The sequence below is a fragment of the Parasphingomonas caseinilytica genome, assembly GCF_036663755.1.
Taxonomy (GTDB): domain Bacteria; phylum Pseudomonadota; class Alphaproteobacteria; order Sphingomonadales; family Sphingomonadaceae; genus Sphingomonas.
The window spans coordinates 41,939-64,541 of sequence record NZ_JAXOJL010000010.1 but is presented as its reverse complement, the minus strand read 5'-3'; the positions used below and the strand labels follow the sequence as shown (position 1 = coordinate 64,541).

General features: G+C 64.1%; 25 protein-coding genes and 2 tRNA genes. 12 read left to right on the top strand and 15 right to left on the bottom strand.

The annotated features are described in order from the left end of the window. Positions 1–2: 2 nt before the first annotated feature. Positions 3–1,592: a protein translocase subunit SecD gene (gene secD / locus U1738_RS18015; protein ID WP_332790418.1), complete on the bottom strand. Its 1,590-nt coding sequence runs from the start codon at positions 1,590–1,592 to the stop codon at positions 3–5. Positions 1,593–1,599: 7 nt separating this feature from the next. Continuing rightward, positions 1,600–1,944 carry a preprotein translocase subunit YajC gene (gene yajC, locus U1738_RS18010; RefSeq protein WP_055775425.1) on the bottom strand — a complete coding sequence of 115 codons (345 nt, stop codon included), beginning with the start codon at positions 1,942–1,944 and terminating at the stop codon, positions 1,600–1,602. Positions 1,945–2,122: 178 nt separating this feature from the next. Between yajC and U1738_RS18005 the strand changes: the two genes are divergently transcribed. Then, positions 2,123–2,199: transfer RNA gene (locus U1738_RS18005), tRNA-Pro, on the top strand. A 239-nt stretch (positions 2,200–2,438) separates the two neighbouring features. Next, the gene (locus U1738_RS18000) at positions 2,439–2,768 is read left to right on the top strand and encodes a GrlR family regulatory protein (protein ID WP_332790417.1); all 330 of its coding nucleotides are present in this window, start codon (positions 2,439–2,441) and stop codon (positions 2,766–2,768) included. A gap of 422 nt (positions 2,769–3,190) precedes the next feature. Here the strand turns inward: U1738_RS18000 and U1738_RS17995 are convergent, their stop codons facing one another. Further along, a complete protein-coding gene (locus U1738_RS17995) occupies positions 3,191–4,078 on the bottom strand; it encodes an alpha/beta fold hydrolase (RefSeq protein ID WP_332790416.1) in 888 nt (295 codons plus the stop codon). A gap of 205 nt (positions 4,079–4,283) precedes the next feature. Between U1738_RS17995 and U1738_RS17990 the strand changes: the two genes are divergently transcribed. The 4 genes from U1738_RS17990 (at position 4,284) to U1738_RS17975 (ending at position 9,104) form a co-directional block, all read left to right on the top strand. After that, a complete protein-coding gene (locus U1738_RS17990) occupies positions 4,284–4,697 on the top strand; it encodes a holin family protein (protein ID WP_332790415.1) in 414 nt (137 codons plus the stop codon). Positions 4,698–4,816: 119 nt separating this feature from the next. Next, positions 4,817–5,368: an ATP-dependent protease subunit HslV gene (gene hslV / locus U1738_RS17985; protein ID WP_332790414.1), complete on the top strand. Its 552-nt coding sequence runs from the start codon at positions 4,817–4,819 to the stop codon at positions 5,366–5,368. 109 nt (positions 5,369–5,477) lie between these two features. Then, a complete protein-coding gene (gene hslU, locus U1738_RS17980; protein WP_332790413.1) occupies positions 5,478–6,776 on the top strand; it encodes an ATP-dependent protease ATPase subunit HslU in 1,299 nt (432 codons plus the stop codon). A gap of 213 nt (positions 6,777–6,989) precedes the next feature. After that, positions 6,990–9,104, top strand: coding sequence for a S9 family peptidase (locus tag U1738_RS17975; RefSeq protein ID WP_332790412.1), 2,115 nt, complete (start codon positions 6,990–6,992; stop codon positions 9,102–9,104). A gap of 14 nt (positions 9,105–9,118) precedes the next feature. On the opposite strand, the gene U1738_RS17970 is transcribed toward U1738_RS17975, so the two are convergent. The 10 genes from U1738_RS17970 to U1738_RS17925 form a co-directional block, all read right to left on the bottom strand. Then, the gene (locus tag U1738_RS17970; RefSeq protein ID WP_332790411.1) at positions 9,119–9,502 is read right to left on the bottom strand and encodes a DUF6491 family protein; all 384 of its coding nucleotides are present in this window, start codon (positions 9,500–9,502) and stop codon (positions 9,119–9,121) included. A gap of 39 nt (positions 9,503–9,541) precedes the next feature. Beyond that, positions 9,542–10,276 (bottom strand): hydroxyacylglutathione hydrolase, encoded by a 735-nt coding sequence (gloB, locus tag U1738_RS17965; RefSeq protein ID WP_332790410.1) that lies wholly within the window; start codon positions 10,274–10,276, stop codon positions 9,542–9,544. Next, entirely contained in the window at positions 10,273–11,322 is a 1,050-nt protein-coding gene (locus tag U1738_RS17960; protein ID WP_332790409.1) for an NAD(P)H-dependent flavin oxidoreductase, read from the bottom strand. Before U1738_RS17960 ends, gloB begins: the two co-directional genes overlap by 4 nt. Before the next feature lies 1 nt (position 11,323). Beyond that, positions 11,324–11,776: a VOC family protein gene (locus U1738_RS17955; RefSeq protein ID WP_332790516.1), complete on the bottom strand. Its 453-nt coding sequence runs from the start codon at positions 11,774–11,776 to the stop codon at positions 11,324–11,326. 61 nt (positions 11,777–11,837) lie between these two features. Continuing rightward, positions 11,838–12,596 carry a tetratricopeptide repeat protein gene (locus U1738_RS17950; RefSeq protein WP_332790408.1) on the bottom strand — a complete coding sequence of 253 codons (759 nt, stop codon included), beginning with the start codon at positions 12,594–12,596 and terminating at the stop codon, positions 11,838–11,840. Next, the gene (locus U1738_RS17945; RefSeq protein WP_332790407.1) at positions 12,593–13,321 is read right to left on the bottom strand and encodes an alpha/beta hydrolase; all 729 of its coding nucleotides are present in this window, start codon (positions 13,319–13,321) and stop codon (positions 12,593–12,595) included. Before U1738_RS17945 ends, U1738_RS17950 begins: the two co-directional genes overlap by 4 nt. A 64-nt stretch (positions 13,322–13,385) precedes the next feature. Continuing rightward, the gene (locus U1738_RS17940) at positions 13,386–13,592 is read right to left on the bottom strand and encodes an alpha/beta fold hydrolase (RefSeq protein WP_332790406.1); all 207 of its coding nucleotides are present in this window, start codon (positions 13,590–13,592) and stop codon (positions 13,386–13,388) included. Positions 13,593–13,664: 72 nt separating this feature from the next. Continuing rightward, entirely contained in the window at positions 13,665–14,312 is a 648-nt protein-coding gene (locus U1738_RS17935) for an alpha/beta fold hydrolase (RefSeq protein WP_332790405.1), read from the bottom strand. After that, a complete protein-coding gene (locus U1738_RS17930; RefSeq protein ID WP_332790404.1) occupies positions 14,309–14,518 on the bottom strand; it encodes a helix-turn-helix transcriptional regulator in 210 nt (69 codons plus the stop codon). Before U1738_RS17930 ends, U1738_RS17935 begins: the two co-directional genes overlap by 4 nt. Next, positions 14,515–14,928, bottom strand: a complete 414-nt coding sequence (locus U1738_RS17925) for a hypothetical protein (protein WP_332790403.1) — start codon at positions 14,926–14,928, stop codon at positions 14,515–14,517. The genes U1738_RS17930 and U1738_RS17925 overlap by 4 nt, the downstream gene beginning before the upstream one ends. A 160-nt stretch (positions 14,929–15,088) precedes the next feature. On the opposite strand from U1738_RS17925, the gene U1738_RS17920 reads away from it, so the two are divergent. Then, the gene (locus U1738_RS17920; RefSeq protein ID WP_332790402.1) at positions 15,089–15,544 is read left to right on the top strand and encodes a hypothetical protein; all 456 of its coding nucleotides are present in this window, start codon (positions 15,089–15,091) and stop codon (positions 15,542–15,544) included. Between the two features lie 18 nt (positions 15,545–15,562). Here U1738_RS17920 and U1738_RS17915 read toward each other — a convergent pair whose 3' ends face one another. Continuing rightward, positions 15,563–16,396: an SDR family NAD(P)-dependent oxidoreductase gene (locus tag U1738_RS17915; protein ID WP_332790401.1), complete on the bottom strand. Its 834-nt coding sequence runs from the start codon at positions 16,394–16,396 to the stop codon at positions 15,563–15,565. A gap of 195 nt (positions 16,397–16,591) precedes the next feature. On the opposite strand from U1738_RS17915, the gene U1738_RS17910 reads away from it, so the two are divergent. Continuing rightward, the gene (locus U1738_RS17910) at positions 16,592–17,737 is read left to right on the top strand and encodes an acyl-CoA dehydrogenase family protein (RefSeq protein ID WP_332790400.1); all 1,146 of its coding nucleotides are present in this window, start codon (positions 16,592–16,594) and stop codon (positions 17,735–17,737) included. Positions 17,738–17,755: 18 nt separating this feature from the next. After that, positions 17,756–18,544 carry an SDR family oxidoreductase gene (locus U1738_RS17905; protein WP_332790399.1) on the top strand — a complete coding sequence of 263 codons (789 nt, stop codon included), beginning with the start codon at positions 17,756–17,758 and terminating at the stop codon, positions 18,542–18,544. Here the strand turns inward: U1738_RS17905 and U1738_RS17900 are convergent, their stop codons facing one another. Next, on the bottom strand, positions 18,545–19,183 hold the full coding sequence (locus U1738_RS17900) for a retropepsin-like aspartic protease family protein (protein ID WP_332790398.1): 639 nt from the start codon (positions 19,181–19,183) through the stop codon (positions 18,545–18,547). Between the two features lie 99 nt (positions 19,184–19,282). Here U1738_RS17900 and U1738_RS17895 point away from each other — a divergent pair. From U1738_RS17895 to U1738_RS17885, 3 genes are all read left to right on the top strand, one after another. Beyond that, a tRNA-Val gene (locus tag U1738_RS17895) sits at positions 19,283–19,358 on the top strand. A 155-nt stretch (positions 19,359–19,513) separates the two neighbouring features. Then, positions 19,514–20,044, top strand: coding sequence for a tyrosine-type recombinase/integrase (locus U1738_RS17890; protein WP_332790397.1), 531 nt, complete (start codon positions 19,514–19,516; stop codon positions 20,042–20,044). 276 nt (positions 20,045–20,320) lie between these two features. Further along, a complete protein-coding gene (locus U1738_RS17885) occupies positions 20,321–22,120 on the top strand; it encodes a hypothetical protein (protein WP_332790396.1) in 1,800 nt (599 codons plus the stop codon). Positions 22,121–22,603: the final 483 nt, after the last annotated feature.

Sequence of the window (22,603 nt, the reverse complement as noted above, 5' to 3'; positions counted from 1 at the left end):
GATCAAATGTTGATGTCGGTGGGGCGGTTCTTGCGCAACCACAAGGCGACCATCATCCGGGTGAAGACGACGGCGGTGAACACCGAGGTGCAGATACCGATCAGCAGCACGACCGCGAAGCCCTTCACCGGGCCGGAACCCAGCAGCAGCATGATCACGCCCGAAATCGCATGCGTCACGTTCGCCTCGAAGATCGTCCGGCTCGCTTCCTTGTAGCCGAGTTCGACCGCCTGCACGACCTTGCGGCCACGGCGGCGCTCCTCGCGGATGCGTTCGTTGATCAGCACGTTGGCGTCCACCGCGGTGCCGATCGTCAGCACGAAACCGGCGATGCCCGGCAGCGTCAGCGTGCCGTTCAGCACCGCCAGCACGCCGACGATGATGATCACGTTGATGACCACGGCGATGTTCGCATAGACGCCGAAGCGCCCGTAGGTGACGAGCATGAAGATGATCACGGCGACGACCGCGATGACCGAGGCGAGGATGCCGGCATGGACCGAATCCGCGCCGAGATCCGGACCGACGGTGCGTTCCTCGATCACCTTCAGCGCGACCGGCAGCTTGCCCGAACTGAGCGAGATGGCGAGGTTGTTGGCCGAGGCAATGGTGAAGCTGCCCTCGATATAGCCCGCCCCACCCAGGATCGCGGTGTTGATGCGCGGCGCGGAGATCACCTGTCCGTCGACCACCACGGCGAAGCGCTTGCCGATATTCTCCTGCGTGATGCGGGCGAAGATCTTGCCGCCGGCGCTGTCGAACGCGAAGTTGACGATCGGCTGATTGTCTTCCTGCTTGAATCCCTGGCTCGCGCTGACCAATTGATCGCCGGTCAGGATCGCGCGGCGCTTGACCAGGATCTTACCCTGCGGCCCGCCATCGGTATAGTTCAGCAACTGGCTGCCGACGGGGACGGCGTTGGTGGTCGGATCTACCCGCGTCTCGTCGACCATCTTGAATTCCAGCTTGGCGGTCTTGCCCAGCAATTCCTTCAGCGCGGTCGGATCGTTCAGGCCCGGCACCTGCACGACGATACGGTCGGCACCCTGGCCGATGATCGTCGGTTCGCGCGTGCCGAGCTTGTCGATGCGCGTGCGTACGACGTCTGTCGCGGTGCTCATCGCTGCCTTGACGGCCTGGTCGAAGCCGGCCTTGGTCGGCGTCATCACGACGCGCGCCGAATCGACGACGCTCAGATCCCAGTCGCGCTGCCCGGTCATGCCCGCGCCGGCGGTCAGCTTGTTCAGCCGTTCGCGCGCTGCATCCAGCTGCGTCACGTCGCGCAGCAGGAAGCTCAATTTCGTGCCGTCGCTGGCGATGTCGCCGATCTGGATCGCCGGCGCGCTCTTCATAGCATCGGCGATGTTGTTGCGCATGTTGTCCAGCCGCGTGCGCGCCAGTTCGGTCGTGTCGGCTTCCAGCAGCAGGTACGAACCGCCGGCCAGATCGAGACCGAAATTGATCGTCGGATGGGGGAATTTGCCCCATTTGCTGGTGACGGTTTCGGGCAGGAAGCTGGGCACGGCGAGCAGCATCAGCGCAGCCAGCAGGCCCAGGATCGACAGCACTTTCCAACGCGGGAAATCGAGCATGATGCGGTCAGTCGTTCGCGGGCTTGGCGGTGCCGGCACCGGTCACGTCGCTCAGCGTCGCCTTGACGACCTTCACCTTCACGGTCGGTGCGATCTCGATCTCGACGAACCGCTCCTCCACCTTGGTCACCTTGCCCAGGATGCCGCCGGCGGTGACGACCGAGTCGCCCTTCTTCACCGCGTCGATCGCTGCGGCCTGCGCCTTAACGCGCTTCTGCTGCGGACGGATCATCAGGAAATAGAACACGACGAACACGAGCAGCAACGGCGCGATGCTCGCGAACATGCCGAGGGCACCGCCATTGGCGGCCGCGCCGGTCGCGGTCTGGGCATAGGCTTGGGGGATCAACATGCGTGTACCTGAATGGACGGGCCAAAGACAAAGGCGCGGGGCTGAGACACCCCACGCGACAAGCGCCGCGCGCTATCATCATCGCCCCGGTGGCGCAACAATCGCGTGTTCGCGGGGCGGCGGCCGTGCGACTCCGCTTGCATACGCACGAACCTCCGCATAAACGCACCCCCTCGGTCGGGGCGTAGCGCAGCCTGGTAGCGCATCACACTGGGGGTGTGAGGGTCGCAGGTTCGAATCCTGTCGCTCCGACCAAGATTTTCTAACATTAGCATGCGCTTACGCAGTCGTTGGCAGTTGCTCGCCCAAGTGAGCATTCGATTCATAAGCAGATCGTAAGCTGCGGGTTCCTATCACTTGTTCAACGATGCGACAGGCGTGCTAATGACCGCACGATTTGGCGCTAGCCATTATAACGAACAAACTCTCGCGGCCATTGATATTGAGTCTGGGCTCACTATTTCTATCTAAATAAGTGAAATGGAGAGTTTGTCATGAAGAACGGTCTGTACGCTGTCGCATTTGCGGTGGGCGGGAGCATGGGTAATGGCGTAATCACACTTCAGGACGGACGCGCTTCAGGCGGGGATAGCGGATTTGCCTTTGTAGGCAATATCGATCAGAGCGGTGAAGACGTCACTGGCTCTTTCCACGTCTTCCAACATTCTGTTGGCATGGAAAACGTCTTTGCGGGTCTGACGGATTTTGTTTTAGATGTACAAGGACGCGAAACCGCTAACAGTTCGGCTTCCTTGCATGGCACTACATCATCAGCCCCCGGAGCTCAGTTGCAGGTTTCGATGCGCTTTTTACAGGAAGTTTAATTCACAAAGGGCGGCACATCTAGCGAGCATGTGCTTGTGCCCATGTGCCGTCCGTTTCCCAGCCGCGCAGGATGGCGACCAGATCGAAAATGTCACTCTTTCTCCATGCTGCTGTTGTCCCAAGTGGGCTGGAACATGACCGCCACGAAGTTATGCGAGGCCGCAGATCACGGGGTGATGTCTCATCATAGGGGCAACCCAAGTCCGTTCCAACGTCGGTTAGTGCTTACCGCGCCATCTCTTCACCCGCGAAAGCCGGTCATAAAGACATACGCTACAGCAACCTCCGTTCGCCTTGAGCTTGTCGAAAGGCTGCCTTTCTTCGTGCCGAAATATGTGCCCAGCGAAGAGAAGGGCAGTGCTTCGACAAGCTCAGCACGAACGGTAGTTGAAAGCACAACTGGAGTTTGTGGAAAGCGGGTCTAAGCCCCAACCCGCGCCACCAGCTTCTCGAACGCCTCCACCACCACCGGGATCAGCGCATCGGGCATGTTGTGCCCCATGCCCGGCACCTCCACCAAAGTCGCGCCGGGGATCGTCTTCGCGGTGTCGCGGCCGGCGGCGATTGGCACCAGCGGGTCGTCCGTGCCGTGCAGCACCAGAGTCGGCGCGGTGATCTTGGCCAATGCCGCGCGCCGGTCGCCGCTGGCGACGATCGCAGCCATCTGCCGCGCGAAGCCCGCCGGGCTCATCGACCGGGTCACGTCGCGCGTCACGTTGGCGCGCACCACGGCGTCGTCCACCGGATAGCCCGGGCTGCCGATCGTCTGTTCCGCGCGCACTCCGAAGGAGATGATCGCATCGATATCCGTCGTCTTCGGTCGCTTGGTCAGCACCGCCATCGCCTCGCGATTGGCCGATGGCAGTGCGGGATTGCCGGTCGAGGACATGATCGACATCAGCGACAGCGTGCGCGCCGGATAAGCGGCGGCGAACATCTGCGCGATCATCCCGCCCATCGACGCGCCGATGATATGCGCGCGGTCTATCCCCAGCGCATCGAGCAGCCCGGCCGCATCCGCCGCCATGTCTCCAAGCAGATACGGCACGCGCGGGCGATAGCGGAAGAAGCGCGCGACCAGCAACCCGGCGATGCTGGGCGTGCCCGCCGCGTCCAGTTTCTGGGACAGGCCGATATCGCGATTGTCGTAACGGATCACGCGGTATCCCCGCGCCACCAGCGCCTCGACGAACGGCATCGGCCAGCGCGTCAATTGCGCGCCCAACCCCATGATCAGCAGCACCGCCGGCGCGGCATCGTCGCCATAGCTTTCATATTCGAGTTCGATGCCGTTTGCCTTGGCCTTCACGCGCGCACTCCCTGCCACCGACTTGCCGTCACCCCGGGCTTGATCCGGAGCCCCGCTTCTTTTCTTCAACGATTGAAAGGAGAAGCGGGGCTCCGGGTCAAGCCCGGGGTGACGATGTTGCAAATCGATCTTTCCTACAGAAAACCAGATAGGTTATTATGTTCAAGCCGTCTCATAAGGATTCGGTTAGAGCGGGATTAACACCATGAGCATCATCGCAGGTATCATCGGCCCGATCGCCGGGCTGATCGACAAGATCATCCCCGATCCCAAGGCGCGCGACGCGGCCAAGCTGGAATTGCTGAAACTCCAGGGCAGCCAGGAAATGGAGCAGGTCCGCACGCAACTCTCGGCGATCGTCGCCGAGGCGCAATCGACCGATCCTTGGACCAGCCGCGCCCGCCCGAGCTTCCTGTACGTCATGTATGCGCTGTTGCTGTGGGCGATCCCGATGGGGCTGATCGCTGCCGTGCAGCCGGAGATGGCGAAGCATATCGCCAGCGGGATGAACGCCTATCTCGCCGGCATCCCGGAGCCGCTCTACGCACTCTTCGGCACCGGTTACCTCGGCTACACCGTCGCACGCAGCTGGGGTAAGGCGAAGGGCGTCGATAGATAGCGATAGTGTGACCCTAGTGTGACCTTAAGGGTAGCTCCGGCCGGGATGTGACGCCCGTGCCGGGGTGCCGAGGGGGGCGGGAGATTGAACCGCTCCGATCTCTCACCCATATGCCGGCCATGAGCGATAACATGACGTGGCACGGCACGACGATTCTCTCCGTGCGCCGGAACGGCAAGGTGGTCGTCGCGGGCGACGGCCAGGTGTCGATGGGACAGACGGTGATGAAGCCCAACGCGCGCAAGGTGCGGCGTCTGGGTGACGGCAGCGTGATCGGCGGGTTCGCCGGCGCGACCGCCGATGCGTTCACTTTGTTTGAGCGGCTGGAGCGCAAGCTGGAAACGCATCACGGCCAGTTGCTGCGCGCCGCGGTCGAACTCGCCAAGGACTGGCGGACGGACAAATATCTCCGAAATCTGGAGGCGATGATGATCGTCGCCGACAAGCATGTCACGCTGATCCTCACCGGCAACGGCGACGTGCTGGAACCGGAGAACGGCGTCGCGGCGATCGGATCGGGCGGCAATTACGCGCTGTCCGCCGCCCGCGCCTTGGTCGATTACGAACAGGATGCCGAGACGATCTGCCGCAAGGCGATGGCGATCGCGGCGGAGGTCTGCGTGTACACCAACGACCGGCTGACGATCGAAACGCTGGACGCGGTGTCCTAACCACAACCGTCACCCCAGCGAAGGCTGGGGTCTCATTGAGGCGCGCTCGACGCCAGCCCCACAAAGATCCCAGCCTCCGCTGGGATGACGATTTTTGAGAAGCGATGACATGAACGACGCACTCACCCCTAAAGCTATCGTCCGCGCGCTCGACGAACATATCATCGGCCAGACCGACGCCAAGAAGGCCGTCGCCGTCGCGCTGCGCAACCGCTGGCGTCGCCAGCGCCTCGGCGCGGACCTGCGCGACGAGGTATCCCCGAAGAACATCCTGATGATCGGGCCTACGGGGTGCGGCAAGACCGAGATCAGCCGGCGTCTGGCGAAGCTCGCCGACGCGCCGTTCATCAAGGTCGAGGCGACCAAGTTCACCGAGGTCGGCTATGTCGGCCGCGACGTGGAACAGATCGCGCGCGATCTGGTCGAGGAAGCGGTGCGGCTCGAAAAGGAACGCCGCCGCATCGCGGTCAAGGACAAGGCCGAGGAAGCGGCACTGATCCGCCTGCTAGATGCGCTGACCGGCAAGGGCGCGAGCGAGGCGACCCGCGCTGCCTTCACGCAGCGCATGCGCGACGGCCATCTCGACCAGACCGAGATCGAGATCGAACTGGAAGCCGCGCCGACCACGCCGTTCGAAATTCCCGGCGGCGCACCGCAGATGATCAATCTGAGCGAGATGATGGGCAAGGCGTTCGGCGGCCCGCAGCTCAAGCGCCGCAAGCTCACCGTCCCCGCCGCATGGGAGAAACTGGTCGAGGAGGAAGCCGACAAGCGCCTCGACCAGGAAGAGGTCGGCCGCGCCGCTTTGGCCGATGCGGAGGCGAACGGCATCGTCTTCCTCGACGAGATCGACAAGATCGCGATGTCCGAACATCGCGGTGGCGGATCGGTCAGCCGCGAAGGCGTGCAGCGCGATCTGCTGCCGCTGATCGAGGGCACCACGGTCGCGACCAAATACGGGCCGATGAAGACCGACCATATCCTGTTCATCGCATCCGGCGCGTTCCACGTCGCCAAGCCCAGCGATCTGCTGCCCGAACTGCAGGGCCGCCTGCCGATCCGCGTCGAACTGAAGGCGCTGACCGAGGCGGATTTCGTCGCGATCCTCAGCGACACCAAAGCCTCGCTGCCCGCGCAATACAAGGCGCTGATCGGCACCGAGGGCGTGACGGTGAACTTCACCGAAGACGGCATCGCGGCGGTGGCGCGCATCGCCGCGGAAGTGAATGGCGAGATCGAGAATATCGGCGCGCGCCGCCTGCAGACGGTGATGGAAAAGCTGCTTGAGGAGGTGAGCTTCGATGCCGAGGATCGCGGTGGTGAGACCGTGACGGTGGATGCGGCCTATGTGGAAAGCCAGCTGGCGAGCATCGCGCGGAATACCGACCTGTCGCGGTTTGTTTTGTAGTCACCCCACCCCCACGCACTCCCGTCATCCTGAACTCGTTTCAGGATCCATCGTGCCGCACGCCCTGCGCTCGAGCTTCTAGCCGCGGACCAAGCCGCTTGATGGATCCTGAAACAAGTTCAGGATGACGGGAGTGCGTGGGGTGCAGGATGCCACTTCCCCACGCCCGCGGCCCGCGCTAGCTTCCCGCCAAAATCACCGGGGGAATTATCCGTGAAGTACCTGATCGCCGCCAGCCTGATCGCCGCCGTCGCCATACCGGCCGTCGCGCAAGAAACGCCCAAGCCCCCGGTTGCGGCGAAGAAACCGTTCCTCGTCAAATCCCCCAACGGCGCGCGTGAAGACGATTATTACTGGCTGCGCGACGACACCCGCAAGAACCCGGAGATGCTCGCTAATCTGAAGGCTGAGAATGCCTATGCCGACGCGGTCCTCGCCCCGACCAAGCTGTTGCAGGACCGGCTCTACAAGGAAGTCGTCGGCCGCATCAAACAGGACGACAGCTCGGTCCCGTACCTTAAACGCGGCTATTATTATTACACGCGCTTCGAAACCGGCGCGGACTATCCTGTCACTGCGCGCCGCAAGGGCGCGATGAGTGCGCCCGAGGAGATCATGCTCGATCAGCCGAAGATGGCGGCGGGCAAGGGCTTCTTCGCCATCGGCAGCACCGCCGTCAGCCCGAACAACGCATTGCTCGCCTTCGCCGAGGATACGGTCGGCCGCCGGCAATACATCCTCCGGGTGAAGGACATCGCGACCGGCAAGCTGCTCGCGGACGAAATTCCCAATGTCGAACCCGGCGCGGTCTGGGCCGACGACAACAAGACGATCCTGTATGTCGAAAAGGATCCCGTCACCCTGCTCAGCAAGCGCGTGAAGGCGCACGTCCTCGGCACGCCGGCCTCTGCCGATACGCTTGTCTATGAGGAGAAGGACGACAGCTTCTACATGGGCCTCGGCCGCACCACGGACGATAAGTACATCTGCATCGGCGTGCAGAGCACGGTCAGCGCCGAACAACGCTGTGCCCCCGCCGCCGCACCCGCGACGTTCAAGATCGTCGCCCCGCGCGAACGCGACGTGCTCTACGACGCCGACCACCTCGGCGGCCGCTGGATCTTCAAGACCAACTGGAAAGCGCCGAACTATCGCCTGATGACGGTCGCCGATGCCAAGGCGAACGGCACGCGCACGGCGTGGAGCGATCTGGTACCGGTGAAGCCCGACGTGTTCATCGAAGGCTTCAAGCCGTTCGACGGTTTCCTCGCGATCGAGGAGCGCTCCGGCGGCAACAAGCGGCTGCGCACGCTGACCAACGCGGGCAAAAGCAGCTTCGTATCCTCGGACGAACCCGCTTATGCGATGGGCCTGTCGGTCAACGAGGAACCGGCGACGCCTTGGCTTCGCTACACCTACGGCTCGCTGACCACGCCGACGACGACGTACGAGGTCAACACGAAGACCGGTGAGCGCCGTACATTGAAGGTCCAGCCGGTGCCCGGCTACGACGCGACGCAGTATGTGACGGAGCGGGTTTGGGTACCGGCGCGCGACGGCACGAAGGTACCGGTCAGCATCGTCTACAAGAAGGGCTTCAAAAAGGACGGCAGCGCGGCGATGCTGCAATATGGCTATGGCAGCTACGGCGCGTCGATGGATCCGGCCTTCTCGGCGCAGACCGTCAGCCTGCTCGATCGCGGCATGGTCTATGCGCTGGCGCACATTCGCGGCGGGCAGGAAATGGGCCGCAAATGGTATGACGACGGCCATCTGTTCAACAAGAAGAACAGCTTCAACGATTTCATCGACGTCACCCGCTGGCTGGTCGCCAACAAATATGCCGCGAAGGATCGTGTGGCGGCGCTGGGCGGCAGTGCTGGCGGCCTGTTGATGGGCGGCATCGCGAACATGGCACCGAAGGATTACAAGGTGATCATCGCGCAGGTGCCGTTCGTCGATGTCGTGACGACGATGCTCGACGCGAGCATTCCGCTGACCACCAATGAATATGACGAATGGGGCAATCCCGGCACCAGCAAGGCGTCGTACGATTATATGCTGAGCTACTCGCCCTACGACAATGTCAGTGCGCAGGCCTATCCGGCGCTGTTCGTCGGCACGGGACTGTGGGATTCGCAGGTGCAATATTACGAGCCGGCCAAATGGGTGGCAAAACTGCGCGGCGTGAAGACTGACACCAATCCGCTGGTCTTCCGCACAAACATGGAGGCCGGACATGGCGGCAAGTCCGGCAGGTTCCAGCGCTACAAGGACGGCGCGGAATATACGGCTTTCATGCTGACGCAATTGGGGGTGGAGAAGTAAGCGCTGCCCACGGATCAGCGCTTCGGCTTGTCCCAGGGCGTGAAGCTGCCCAATCGGCACGGCGCGCCGGGAATCGACCCCGGCGTGACCGGCGTGAAACGGTCGTTACGGCACAGCTCGCCGCCGAACATCTCCACGACCGGCACGGCGTTGAAGCGCAGGCCCGTACAGGGTTCGGTCAATGTATTGACCCACAACCGCCCGTTGCCCCGGCGATAGATCAACGTCTGCGTACCGACGACCTGCGGGCCGTCGGCCAGCCGCGGGTCGATACACTTCACCGGAGCTCCGGCGACGCGCCCGGCCAGCGCGCGGGTGAGATCGGTCTTGTCGTTCCGGCTGTCGGCGGTCGCGGCGCCGGTGGCGATCAGCAAGGGGAGGACGAGCAGGAGACGCATGAAAGAATCCGATCCGCTATCGATGAAGCTTGAACGCGTTCAGCCGGCAAAACTATCCTTGCCGGCACGCCGCGCGGCCAGTTGTTCGGCCGAAGCGGCGCGCAGGAACGGGTTGGTCGCCAGTTCCGCCGCGATCGACGTCGGCACGGTCGGCTCGCCCGCTGCGCGTTGCGCCGTCACTTCGGCCAGTCGCGCAGCCGTGGCGGCGTTCTCCGGTTCGGCCGTGACGGCGTACCGGGCATTGGCGGCGGTATATTCGTGGGCGCAGTAGACGATCGTCTCCGGCGGCAGTTGCGCCAGCCGCTGCATGTTGGCGAACATCTGCGTCGCATCGCCCTCGAACAGCCGGCCACAGCCCATCGCGAACAGCGTATCGCCGGTGAAGATCAGCGCGTCCCCGGGCAGATGGAACACGATATGCCCGGCGGTGTGGCCCGGCGTCTCGATCACCGCCGCAACATGATCGCCCAGCTTCACCGTATCGCCCTCTGCCAGCAGCACGTCCAGCGTCGGGATGCGCGCCGCCTCCGCCGCCGGGCCGCTGACGATCGCTCCGTGCGCCGCCTTGATCTCGGCATTGCCGGCGGTGTGATCGGGGTGCCAATGCGTGTTCCAGATCTGCCCGATCGTCCAGCCGCGCTGCTCCGCCTCGGCCAGCACCGGTGCTGCCTCGGACGGATCGACCACCATCGTCTCGCCCGACACCGCATCATGGACTAGCCAGATATAATTGTCGCTCAGCGCCGGAATGCGCACGATTTCCAAGTCGGTCATGATCGAGTTCCTTGCAGTGCTGCTTCGCCGAGGCGGCGGGTGATGATCTCGGCGGGTTCGGCGCGGGCGAGCGCCACGCTCTGTCCGGCCCAGAGCGGCGAATAATCGCCACGACCGTCCGCCTCGGCCCGGGCACGCAAGGGCGCGAGCGCGGCGCTGGCATAGGGGAAAGGTGGCGCGGTATCGCTGACCGCGCCGAGCGTCTCGATCAGCCGGTTGCGCAATCCGCGCGCCAAGCCGCCCGAGAACAGGTTGGTGAAGACGCTGTCGTCCGCACTCGCCTCCGTCAGCCGAGCGCGGTGGGCGGCGCTGGTCGTGGTTTCGGGGGCGAGGAGATAGGCGGTGCCGACCTGCACGGCCGAGGCCCCGAGCGCCATTGCCGCCGCCACGCCGCGCGCATCGCCGATCCCGCCGGCGGCGATCACCGGCACATTCACGGCATCGACGATTGCCGGAATAAGCGAAAACAGGCCAACGGGCTGATGGCCGACGAGGAAATGACCGGCATGGCCGCCCGCCTCGAACCCCTGCGCGACGATCGCGTCGCACCCGCGCGCGGCGAGCGCCTGCGCCTCGTCCACGTTGGTCGCATTCCCTAACACTTTGGCACCCGTCGCCTTGACGCGGTCGAGCAACGCATCGTTGGGCAGGCCGAAATGAAAACTGACGATCTCCGGCCGTACCGCCCCCACCGCATCCGCCATCGCCGCATCGAACGGACGGCGCAGCGGCGAAGCATCGATCGGAGGGGCGATCCCTTCGATCGCATAGAATGGCGCCAAGACGTTCCGCCACGCAATTTCGTCCGGCGCGGGACCGAGCGTGTGACAGAAGAAATTGAAGTTCAGCGGCCCATGCGCTTTCGCACGGATCGCCTCGGCTTCCGCCACTACCGTCGCCGCATCCAGCGTCGCGCAAGCCAGCGATCCGACGCCACCGGCGCGGATCGCCACGATGGCCAGCGCGGCACCTCCGAACCCGGCCATCGGGGCCTGCACGATCGGCAGCCGCGCGCCCGTCAGTTCGAGGAACGCGGCGACCGTCATTTCACCATTCGCCAGCGTTCGGCATTGATGCCCAAGGCTCGGCTGGGTCGAGCACCCCGTCCTGCAGGATTTCGATCGAGATGTTGTCCGGGCTGCGCACGAACGCCATGTGGCCGTCGCGTGGCGGGCGGTTGATCGTCACGCCGCCGTCCATCAGCCGCTGGCACGTCTCGTAGATGTTCTCGACCCGATAGGCGAGGTGCCCGAAATTGCGCCCGCCGGTATAGACTTCCGCCGCGCCGTCTTCCGGCGGCCAATTGTAAGTCAGTTCGACCTCGGCCTGGGCGCGCTCGCCGGGTGCGTTCATGTCTTCCGGCGTGGCGAGGAAGATCAGGGTGAAGCGGCCCTTCTCGCTCTCCATGCGCCGCACTTCTTTAAGGCCGAGCAGTTCGAAGAAGCGGATCGTCGCGTCCGGATCGGTCACGCGGATCATGGTGTGGAGGTATTTCATCAGGGCAGGCTCCGGTTGCGTCGTCCTGATCCAGATAGGGCGCGCCACCGCCGGCCGCCAGCTTTTAGGGCGTGGACGGGGCGGTAAACTGCGCCAGCGCCGTGCGCGCGCTTCTGCCCGCCGGCGCATCGGGCGCGATCGCCACGGCGCGCTTCCACGCCGTCTTCGCGCCCGCTTCGTCGCCGTCCAGCGCGGCGATATTGCCCGCCTCCAATTGTACCGAGGCATCGTCGCCGGACCGGCGCAGCGCCTCGGCGATGTCCTTTCTGGCGCGAGGCAGATCGTCCATCCGTCGCGCCAGTGTTGCCGACAACAGCCAGGCGAGCGGATCGGCCGAGGCGGTTTCCATCGCGAGATCGAGATCGCCGCGCGCTGCCTCCAGTTCCTTGCTCGCCACTTGAGCGCGCGCATGATCGAGATAGACCTCGCCCAGTTCGAGCCCGGTCAACGAGCCCGCGGCGAGTGCGGCATCCAGCGCGGCGCGCGCCTTGGTCGCGTCCTGCGCCGCCAGCCAGGCATTGCCGGCCTGTGCCCAATAGGCGGCGGCGCGACTGTCCTTGGCCAGTTCCGCCGCGCGCGCCGCGGCTTCGAATTCGGTCGCCGCCGCGTTCAGCTGGTTGGCATTGGCATAGGATACGCCGAGGCATTGCCGTGCCAGCACGCCGCCGCCCGACAGCCGCCAACGCGATCCTTCCTCGATCCCCGCTGCCGGATCTTTCGTCGCCAGATCCATGCAATGTGCGTAACGATCGGTCGGCGGGGGCGGGCCGGCTTGCGCGGGGCTGGTCTGGGCGGTGGCGAGGAGCAGCAAGGGCAGGATCATAAGCGGGCTATCACATCCTCGACCGCACGGACGATCGCCGCGATATCCGCATCGCGCGACAGGCGGTGATCGCCGTCCTTGACCAACACTGTCTGCACATCGGCTGAACGCAGCAACTCGGCCAGGCGCGCGGTGCGCGTCCATGGCACGTCGCGGTCGAGCTGCCCCTGGATCAGCCGCACCGGCACGTCGATCGCGATCTGCCCGAACATCAGCCGGTTGGCCTCGCCCGAAGTCCAGAAAGCGTTGGTGTAGAGTGTCGGCTCCGGTCCGTAGGGTGACGCACGCGTGACGCGGCCTTCGCCGAGGATCTTCAATTTCTCGTCGGTGGTGAAACCCCAGTCGGTGAAATCCGGCGCGGGCGCCACACCGACCAGTCCGGCGACCAGATCGGGCCGGTCGCGCGCGACCAGCAGCATCAGCCACCCGCCGAGCGACGATCCCACCAGCACCGCCGGGCCTTTGGCGAGCCGTTCGAGCATCGTCACGATGTCGTCGCGCCAACCGGTGAGCGTCTGGTCCTCGAACCTGCCCTCGCTCTGCCCGCAGCCGCCATAATCGAAGCGCAGGAAGGCGCGGCCGTTCTGCTTGGCCCAGGCTTCCAGCGCGAGCGCCTTGGTCCCGGTCATGTCGCTGGCATAGCCGGGCAGGAAGACGATCGTCGGGCCGGTGCCTTCGGTAAGGTGGTAGGCGAGGGCGGGGCGGGGTGCGGGGGCGTCGGTCATGGCGGCGCATCTAGGCGTGCCGGGGCAGGATTTACAGCCCCGGCACGTTCGGATGCGCGTCGAACTACCGTCCGTCGGCAAAGTCCTTCAGTGCGGCGGCGAAGGCGGCGGGCTGGTCGAGCATCACGAAATGCGCGGCATCGCCGATATCGACGAAGCGGATATTCGGCACCTTGGCATAGACGCCGCGATAGAGCGCCTCGGCGTGCGGCTTGGCCGTGGCGCTGGGCCAGGGATAGACGATGGTCAGCGGCGTGGTGAGCGTCGCCATGTCCGGGCGCAGATCGGTGGTCAGATCCTCGTACAGCGCCAGACCGCTGACGCGCGGGTCGGTCGCCAGGAATCAGGCCTTCGCCTTGGCGCGCGACTCCGGCTTGAGCGCCAGGCCGTTCGCGGTGCCCTCCGCCGCCGCTGCGTTCGCGGGCTTGCCGTAGCTGGCCGCCATCGCGTCGCGCATCGCCTTGGCCTGCGGCTCCATCATCGCCACGGTCGCGCCGGGCACAAAGATTTCGCCGACATAGGGCAGGCTGTCGACGATCATCGCCGCCGCAACATGATCGGGATGCGCGTGTGCGAATTTCAGCGTGACCAGCCCGCCCATCGAATGGCCGACCAGTTTGGCGTTCCTGATCTTGTTCCTGACGATGAAGCCGTCGAGATCGGCGACGATCCCGTCAAGCAGGCCGGGTTCGAGATTCTTGCCCGGCGCGTCACCGCCGAAGCCGTTGACCTGCACCAGATAGACGCGGTGCGTCTTCGCCAGTGCTGGCGCAACCCCATCCCAGACGGCGCGTGGCGAGGACAGTCCGGGGATCAGGACGATCGCCGGGCCCTTGCCCATCGTGGTGATCGAGATGTGGTCGAGCTGCGTCGCCGCAGGATCGGTTTTGGTGGCAGGTGCCGCCGCCTGCGCATGGCCCGCTCCGGGATGCAGGACGACCAGCAACGTTATTGCGGTAGCGGCGATGCGGGCTTTCAGGTGCGAGATCATTGGTCTGGTCCTTTCGATGGGCTGGTGAAGATGGCTTCGATCGGCAGGTCGAACAGTTCGGCAATGCGGAAGGCGAGGGGGAGCGAAGGATCGTAACGCCCGGTCTCGATCGCGTTGACGCTCTGGCGGGAGACCTCCAGCCGCTCGGCGAGATCGCCCTGGCTCCAGTCGCGTTCGGCGCGCAACACTTTCAGGCGGTTCTTCATGCGTGTTCCGCCCGTTCGGCCAGCGCGTTGTAGCAGCCGCCGATGGCAAGCCCGCCGAACCACAACACCGCGACATAATATGTGTCGATATGTGGCACGAGTTTGAAGCTCTCCAAAAAGCCCCAGATCGTCGCTGCGCTGAATGCTAGGCCGCTGGCGATCAGCGCCTGGCGCGCCGTCTTCATGCGGACATATTCGTCTTGCTCCTCGACCAGATAGCGCCCGATCGCGATGAAGATGCCGACGATCGGCAGTGCGGGCAGGATCGCCGCGACATAGGCCAGCGGCCCGGCGATCAGGTGATGCTGGAAGGCGTAAACTGCGCCAATCAACAGGATGGAATAAACCAGGCTGAGCATCACCACGGTCTTGTTGTAGCGCCACATTGCACGGCTCTGTTTCTGCCTCATGCGTAAAGCTCCCTTTCGAATCAGTAATGTCAGCTTTACATATTTACTGATTTTAATGTCAAGCGTGCTTGGCATAAAGGCGTGTTTGGTTGACAAATCACGGTCTGCCCCGCTCCCGGTTGCTCTCGCTAACGTACGCCGCGGCGCCTATATACGCGTCATGAAAATCCTGATCCCGGCGCTGTGCCTGCTCCTTGCCGCTTGCTCGCAGAGCGTAGGGATAGGCAATGACGACGATGCGCTGCTCAATGTCGGCGGCGAGCCGATGATGCCCGGGACGCGGCCGGTGCGGATCGGGGAGGGCGGGCCGGCCTTTGCCGCCTGTCCCAATGTCGCGCGTGTGGTGAACATCTCGGCCGAGGGCGAGACGTATCTGCCGGTGCGCGCCGCGCCGTTCCTGGAGGCGAGCGAGATGTTGCGCCTGCCCAACGATGCCCGCCTGCTGGTCTGTACCCGATCGATCGATCAGCGCTGGCAGGGCGTGGTGGTGCCCCCGGCGAGCGCGCCGGAGACAGATTGCGGCGTCGGCGCGCCGGTCGCGTCGCCGCGAGCCTATGCCGGACCGTGCGTCAGCGGCTGGGTGGCGAGCGCGTTCGTGCGGGCGGTGGCGAACTGAGGGCCGGTCGACGCGCGGCTAGCGCGCAAACGCCTCCAGCGACTGGAACAGCGACGGCACTTCCGCATCCCAGCTGTGGCGCGGGCCGATCGTCATGCCGCCGTCGATGGTGATGTGCGTGCCGGTGACGAAGCTGGCATCTTTACTTGCGAGATAGGCGACTGCGGCGGCGATGTCCTCCGCGCGACCGGCGCGCTGCAGCGGCTGGGCCTTGGCGGCGATATGGTTGATCGCGCCATTGGCTTGGGCACGCTTGTCGCCCTCGATACCCAGGGCCGAGGTGAAGATGTTGGTGGTGATGAAGCCGGGGCACACCGCGTTGACCCGGATATCGTAGCGCGACAGGTCGGCCGCGGCCATCTTGGTCAAATGCAGCACGCCGGCCTTGGCGACCGAATAAGCGGTGGGCGCGGCACCGGTCTGCAACGCTGCGATCGAGGCGGTGTTGACGATCGCACCCCCGGCACCACGTGCGATCATCAGCGGGGCGGCATAGCGGATGCCCAATGCGACCGAGCGCAGCAGTAGCGCTTGGGTGCGATCCCAATCGTCCGGGCTGATCTGGTCGATCGGATCGCGCGATCCGCCGGCACCGGCATTGTTGAACACGACGTCAAGGCCGCCGGTCGCGTCCGCCGCGTGCATGATTGCCTCGATGTCTCCCGCCTGCATCACATCGGTGCGCAGGAAATGGATCTTGCCGTTCGACATATTGGCGATCTCGCGCCCTCCGGCCTCGTCGATATCGCCGATCCAGACCTGGGCGCCTTCCTCCGCGAGCCGTAGTGCGGTGGCCTTGCCGATGCCCGAGGCACCTCCGGTTACCACGGCGTTCTTGCCGGTGAAGCGCATTTCATTCTCCCGCGGGGATTATCGGATATGTGGTTTTGCACAGCATAGTATGGGGTTTCGCGCGGTCAACGCGCGGTTTTGGAATTTCGGGTAGGTTGCAGGCTTGCCGTGGCCAGCCCCTCGGACTAACCGTCGGATTAAGCTTGTTGCGTTGGTTGCCGGATCGAGCCCGGTATGACGGAGAGAGAGGAAACCATGGCACTCGACCCTGAAACCTTCGATGCGCTGATCGATATGGTGCGCCGTTTCGTCGCCGAACGGCTGCGACCGCTGGAAGGCGCGGTCGAGGAGGCGGACGCGATTCCGGCCGAGATCGTGCAGGAAATGCGCGACATGGGCCTGTTCGGGCTGTCGATCGCCGAGGAATATGGCGGCCTGGGCCTGACCATGTCGGAAGAGGCGCGCGTCGCGATCGAACTCGGGCGGACGACGCCGGCATTCCGATCGACCTTCGGCACCAATGTCGGGATCGGATCGCAAGGCCTCGTCATGGCGGGCAATGCCGAGCAGAAGGCCGCGTGGCTGCCCAAGATCGCCAGTGGCGAGATCATCACCAGCTTCGCGCTGACCGAGCCGGACGTGGGTAGCGATTCGGGCGCGGTGAAGACGCGCGCTACGTTCGACGGGCAGGCGTACCGGCTGAGCGGGACCAAGCGTTACATCACCAATGCCGACAAGGCCGACCTGTTCACCGTGATGGCGCGGACGAGCGAGGAGCCGGGCGCGCGCGGTGTTTCGGCGTTTCTGGTGCCGCGTGATCTGGCCGGCGTGTCGATCGGCGAGCCGGAGAAGAAGATGGGGCAGAAGGGTGCCAAGGTCGCCGACGTCAATTTCGACGATGTGATCGTGCCGGCGGAGAACCGGCTGGGCGCAGAGGGCGAGGGGTTCAAGATCGCAATGCGCGTCCTGGATCGCGGGCGGCTGCATATCAGCGCGGTGTGCGTCGGCGTGGCGGAACGGCTGATCGCCGATTGCGTGGCCTACGCGACCGAGCGCAAGCAGTTCGGCAAGCCGATTTCCGAGCATCAGCTGATTCAGGGCATGATCGCGGATTCCAAGACCGAGGCGTTGGTGGCGCGCGCGATGGTGCTGGAGACGGCGGCGGCGAAGGATGCCGGCCAGGACGTGGTGATGGAAAGCGCGGCGGCGAAGTATTTCGCGTCCGAAATGGTCGGCAGGGTTGCGGATCGCGCCGTGCAGATTTTCGGCGGGGCGGGCTATATCGCCGATTACGGGATCGAACGGCTCTATCGCGATGTGCGCTTGTTCCGCATTTACGAGGGCACGAGCCAGATCCAGCAGATCATTATTGCGCGCGAGACGATCAAGCGCGGCGGTTGAAATCAGGAGAGAATGCAGATGGACACGACCAACCTCTTTCGCCTCGACGGGCGCACCGCGCTCGTCACCGGCGGCTCGCGCGGTATTGGCAAGATGATCGCAGCGGGATTTATTGCGCAGGGGGCGACGGTGTATATCTCTGCGCGCAAGGCCGATGTGTGCTTCGAAACGGCCAGGGAACTGGGCGAGAAGTGCATCGCGCTGCCGCAGGACGTATCGACCGTCGCCGGCTGCAAGGCGCTGGCCGCGCAACTGGCCGAACATACCGATAGCCTGGACATCCTGGTCAACAATGCTGGCGCGGCGTGGGGCGAGCCGTTCGAGGACTTCCCGGAAAAAGGCTGGGACAAGGTGATGGACCTGAACGTCAAATCGCCTTTCTTCCTGACCCAGGCGCTGCACGCGGCGCTGAAGGCGGCGGCGCGGCCGGACAAGCCGTCCAAGGTGATCAACATCACGTCGATCGACGGTCAGCGGCTGAACCCGTGGGAGACGTACAGCTACCACGCGTCGAAATCGGCGCTGATCTACCTCACCAAGCGGATGGCCGCGCGGCTGGTGCAGGATTCGATCAACGTCACCTCGATCGCGCCGGGCGCGTTCGCCAGCGAGATGAACAAGGCGGCGCGCGATCACGGATCGGAGATCGCCAAGGGCATTCCGGCGAAGCGTATCGGTGTCGATGAAGATATGGCGGGAACGGCGATCTATCTGGCGAGCCGCGCGGGAGATTATGTGATTGGCGATACGATCACGGTCGATGGCGGGCTGGTGCACGCCGCGCTGGGTACATCGATCGACGCGTAATCAGGTGGTAGGATCCTGCGGGTGGTGCGGCACGAGGATCAGCGTGTCGCCTTCCACCCGCCAGGATTTGAGCCGCGACAGGAAGTTCATGCCGACAACGCTCATGTCGCCGAACGCGGGTGACACGACGACCGGCACGTCGCGTGCGACGACGTTGCCGACATGCAGTTCGGGGATCGTGGCGGTGCGGGCGCGAATCGATCCATTGGCGGTCTGCAGCATGACGGGTACGGACGGGTTCTCCGTTCTGAGGCCGGCGGCAGCGGCGGCGCGCTCCGACAAAGCGGTAATCGTCGCGCCGCTGTCGATCAGCATGCGCTGGCTGCGGTCGCCGATGCGCACATCGACCCAGAAATGCCCGTCCGCCGCCATCGGCACGCGCAACTCGCCGCCGACCGCCTGTTGCGCGCGCGTGTCGCGGCCGAACAGGTCGCCCAAGCGGGCAAGGCGCGGATCGTAGCGCGCGCGCTCCTTGATCACCGGGATCAGGATTGCCAGTGCAACCCCGGCGAGCGCGAGGGTGAGCAGATTGCCGAACACGCGGAACCGCCGCGCCGCGATCAGCACCATAACGCCGGCGGCGATGACAACGTAGAACGGCACGTTGCCGTCGAACAGGTTGGCGAGCAGATCGTTCACAAGGGGGAACATAGTATCGACCGGGGCTTCGTCCATAGCGGTGCTGCCAGACCGGTCTTGCCCAGCGCGAAAATAACGCTATGACGCGGCTCCCCACGGGGGCGATTAGCTCAGTTGGTAGAGCGTCTCGTTTACACCGAGAATGTCGGCGGTTCGAGCCCGTCATCGCCCACCATCCCCTTATTTCAGCCAGTTCCAGCTGATCTCATTCGCTTGTATTTCTCAAAGATTTGCGCCGATATACTGTTTCAGAGCGTCTCACGGCGCGTCATCCCATCCCCGTGCGGCCGGGGGCACTATGGGGGCACTCAATCTGGAAATGGGGGCATCGTGGCATTGAGCGATAGGGCGGTGTTTAACGCCAAGGCCAAGGAAAAGGCTTATAAACTGGCTGACTCGGGGGGCCTTTATCTCTTCGTTACGCCAAAGGGCTTCAAGTCGTGGCGGCTTAAATACCGTTTTGCCGACAAAGAGAAGCGGCTGGTCTTCGGCGCCTATCCTGGCGTGACACTTTTACAAGCCCGGGATGCGAGGGATCACGCGCGGCGTCTCCTCCGCGAGAACCGAGATCCAGCGGTTGAGGCCCGCAAGAGTAAGATACTGGCACACGCGGCCGCTGGCATGACCTTCGAAATTGTCGCGCGGCGGTGGCACGAGGATCAGCGCTCGCGGTGGTCGCCCCTGCAAAGCACAAAGGTCCGTCAGGCTTTCGAACGCGACGTGTATCCTCAGATCGGAAAGCTGCCGCTGATCGCCATTGATCCACCAATCGTCCTCGCCATGCTGCGGAAGGTGGAGAAGCGGGGTGCGATCGATACAGCGAAGCGGATACGCCAGCACGTATCCGCGGTCTTCGGTTAGGATGCGTTGACGTAGATCGGAAACCGTGGTCCCCAATCTCCATTGGTCGCCTTCGGGCGGACGCGTGGAACTCGCCATCGATGTGCACGCCCACCGGCTCGGCAAGCCCGTGGGAAAGGGTGGAGTGGACCATTGGGCGGCATTGTGCCCCCTGCGGCCGACCTGGGGGTCGTAACCGGCGGGACGAGAGCCACGATCTTTATATAGCCAGGAGGACCCGCCTCCGTTCCCTTCAAACCCGCAAATAAGCCGCGCGCTGCGCGGCCGGGAGGCTCTGTGGCTGACAAAGATTTTGACGATTTCGATCTGGACGGGATCGACAGTGATGCAAAAGGCTATCGACGGCCAGAGCGGCCGTCGCAGAGGGGCCAGGCACGCAAGCTAGCTCCGCTGATTGACCGTGTTCTCGCAGCCAATCAGGCCATAACAACTTCGGCGATAATGGGCATCCTCGAGCGGAACCTCCGCTCCGGCTGCCTACCGAACTCCGCTACGTTCAAGCGTGTGCAGGATCCGCCGCTAACACCTTCGCTGCAACAGCGTATGGTTGAGCTGCGTGCCGCTTATCCGCATTGGCGCGCTGCCGATGGCGAGCGCGCACATTTCGGCAGCTGGATGGAAATGCGCTGGGGGCCGGACACGCGCTACAGCCTAGATGACCTGTCGGCGATGGCGGACGAGGCGCTGATCGAGGCACTGCGAAACGACATGGACCGGCGTGAGGGCCTGCTCGACGCCTGGCGCCAACTGGTGATCGCGCAGCCCAAGCGGGGCTTTGACCTGCTCGAACGGCTCGGTCGCTCGGCTGATCCGGGGCCGGCCGATGCTTGGGAATATGGGCTACGGGGTCTGCGCGATGCGGACAATGCGGGGCCGATCACCGACCGTATGGTCAAGCTGCTGACCGAAGTGCCCGAAGCGCTGTTCTCGAAAAGCGATGTCGTTCGCGGAGCCGCCGACCTACTCGAAGCCAAAAGCCGATCCCTGCGCGACGGACCCGAGCCGGACGGGTTCTGGGCCCTGTTCGATCGCGCGGTCATGGCCACGGGAACTGAGCCGCTTGATGAAGAGCATCGTGAGGAACACAACCAGCATGACTGGGTGAGCGAAGCGATCAACCGCTCGCTCGGCCGCATCGCCACTGCCTTCGTAAACGCGCTGTTCGCCAGACGCCCGGGGGTCGGCGTGGGTCTCCCCAACGACCTGATGCAACGAGCTACCGACCTGATGTCGCCTGACAAGCCGAGCCATCGGCTTGCCCGAACAATCGGCGCGAGCCGCATCTCCTACCTCTACGCGATCGATCCCGATTGGACGACGAAGACCTTGCTTCCCTCCTTCGGCTGGAAGGACGAGGAAGAGTCGATCGCGATGTGGCAGGGTTACGCTTGGCAGGCACGCATCGATCCACAGCTCTGGGGGGCGCTGAAGGCCGATTTCCTACCGCTTTTCCGACCTGATCGGCTGGCGCGCATCGGTAGTTGGGGCCGCAATATCGCACAATCCCTTATGCTGGTGGGAGTCGCGTTCGGCGCCGACGAGCTCAAGCGCGACGAGGTGCGCGACGCTATTCGGTCGATGCCGCAGGAGATGCGCGAGGACGCGGCGTCTTGGATCGCCGGCTATATGGAAGCGGGCGACGCCGATAATGACGATGAGGAGGAAGAACCGATCGAGGGCTCCCCCGACCTGCGCTGGACGAAACGTATCTGGCCCTGGCTCAAGAGAGTCTGGCCAACCGAAGCGAGCTTACGCTCGGCTCGGGTCGCCGAGCAATTCGCGCTTGCTGCTATCGCGACCGATACGGTGTTCCCCGAGGCGGTCGGCAATATTGCCAGCTACGCCGTTCCGACCAACGGCTATCGGCTAATCCACCAGCTCAACGACTCGAACCACCCAGACGATCATCCCGAGGCCACGCTAAAACTGCTCGACGCATTCGTCGCGCGGGATCAGCTGGTGCTGTTCGAGGACGATCTGCACCAAATAGTCCAACGCCTCGGCGCGACCCAGTTGATCCAGGAGGATAATCGTTATCGCAGCTGGGCAACACATGTCGCGCAACGGCAACATTAGGCCGCACTCGTTTGCCGAACCTTCCGGTTCGATGAGAGATTGCACTCGCCTAGAATAGCCGCGAAGTGCGGCTGTTGTGGCGGCTATAGCCAGTTGGGGTCCCTAAGGCTGCCATTCGGCTCACGGCCCAACCTCGGTCAATCGACATGGCATCTGCGCAGCCCCGCAACGTCTGTTTTTGTCGAAAGCCGTCATTCGCGGAACGCGTGGGGAACGACGGCTTCGTCCCAATTTTCCCCATTCCCACGGCGCTCCAGGTTGCTCGTGGACCGATGAATGAATGTCGGAAGTTGGGAAGATGAAAAGGTGCCGGGAACGGCGACTTATGGGTCAGCTCAGCCGGAACGATGAGCCACGCCCGATCAGGCACCCGCTCAACCATGCCGGTCAGGCTCGTGTCTGAGAGCGTGTCCCCAATCCGGCATCCAGAGGCAGGTCCCAGCGCCTCGATAGTTCTATTTTAATTGGCCGCGTCGCTATGCA

Excerpts from the sequence above, each read along its gene's own strand:
- U1738_RS17960 (WP_332790409.1), bottom strand. The coding sequence starts at position 11,322 with ATGACGGTCGCCGCGTTCCTCGAACTGACGGGCGCGCGGCTGCCGATC.
- secD (WP_332790418.1), bottom strand. The coding sequence starts at position 1,592 with ATGCTCGATTTCCCGCGTTGGAAAGTGCTGTCGATCCTGGGCCTGCTG.
- U1738_RS17910 (WP_332790400.1), top strand. The coding sequence starts at position 16,592 with ATGGCACTCGACCCTGAAACCTTCGATGCGCTGATCGATATGGTGCGC.
- gloB (WP_332790410.1), bottom strand. The coding sequence starts at position 10,276 with ATGACCGACTTGGAAATCGTGCGCATTCCGGCGCTGAGCGACAATTAT.
- U1738_RS17930 (WP_332790404.1), bottom strand. The coding sequence starts at position 14,518 with ATGAAGAACCGCCTGAAAGTGTTGCGCGCCGAACGCGACTGGAGCCAG.
- U1738_RS17970 (WP_332790411.1), bottom strand. The coding sequence starts at position 9,502 with ATGCGTCTCCTGCTCGTCCTCCCCTTGCTGATCGCCACCGGCGCCGCG.
- U1738_RS17905 (WP_332790399.1), top strand. The coding sequence starts at position 17,756 with ATGGACACGACCAACCTCTTTCGCCTCGACGGGCGCACCGCGCTCGTC.
- U1738_RS17950 (WP_332790408.1), bottom strand. The coding sequence starts at position 12,596 with ATGATCCTGCCCTTGCTGCTCCTCGCCACCGCCCAGACCAGCCCCGCG.
- hslV (WP_332790414.1), top strand. The coding sequence starts at position 4,817 with ATGAGCGATAACATGACGTGGCACGGCACGACGATTCTCTCCGTGCGC.
- hslU (WP_332790413.1), top strand. The coding sequence starts at position 5,478 with ATGAACGACGCACTCACCCCTAAAGCTATCGTCCGCGCGCTCGACGAA.
- U1738_RS17920 (WP_332790402.1), top strand. The coding sequence starts at position 15,089 with ATGAAAATCCTGATCCCGGCGCTGTGCCTGCTCCTTGCCGCTTGCTCG.
- U1738_RS17925 (WP_332790403.1), bottom strand. The coding sequence starts at position 14,928 with ATGAGGCAGAAACAGAGCCGTGCAATGTGGCGCTACAACAAGACCGTG.
- U1738_RS17945 (WP_332790407.1), bottom strand. The coding sequence starts at position 13,321 with ATGACCGACGCCCCCGCACCCCGCCCCGCCCTCGCCTACCACCTTACC.
- U1738_RS17915 (WP_332790401.1), bottom strand. The coding sequence starts at position 16,396 with ATGCGCTTCACCGGCAAGAACGCCGTGGTAACCGGAGGTGCCTCGGGC.
- U1738_RS18000 (WP_332790417.1), top strand. The coding sequence starts at position 2,439 with ATGAAGAACGGTCTGTACGCTGTCGCATTTGCGGTGGGCGGGAGCATG.
- U1738_RS17940 (WP_332790406.1), bottom strand. The coding sequence starts at position 13,592 with ATGGCGACGCTCACCACGCCGCTGACCATCGTCTATCCCTGGCCCAGC.
- U1738_RS17935 (WP_332790405.1), bottom strand. The coding sequence starts at position 14,312 with ATGATCTCGCACCTGAAAGCCCGCATCGCCGCTACCGCAATAACGTTG.
- yajC (WP_055775425.1), bottom strand. The coding sequence starts at position 1,944 with ATGTTGATCCCCCAAGCCTATGCCCAGACCGCGACCGGCGCGGCCGCC.
- U1738_RS17990 (WP_332790415.1), top strand. The coding sequence starts at position 4,284 with ATGAGCATCATCGCAGGTATCATCGGCCCGATCGCCGGGCTGATCGAC.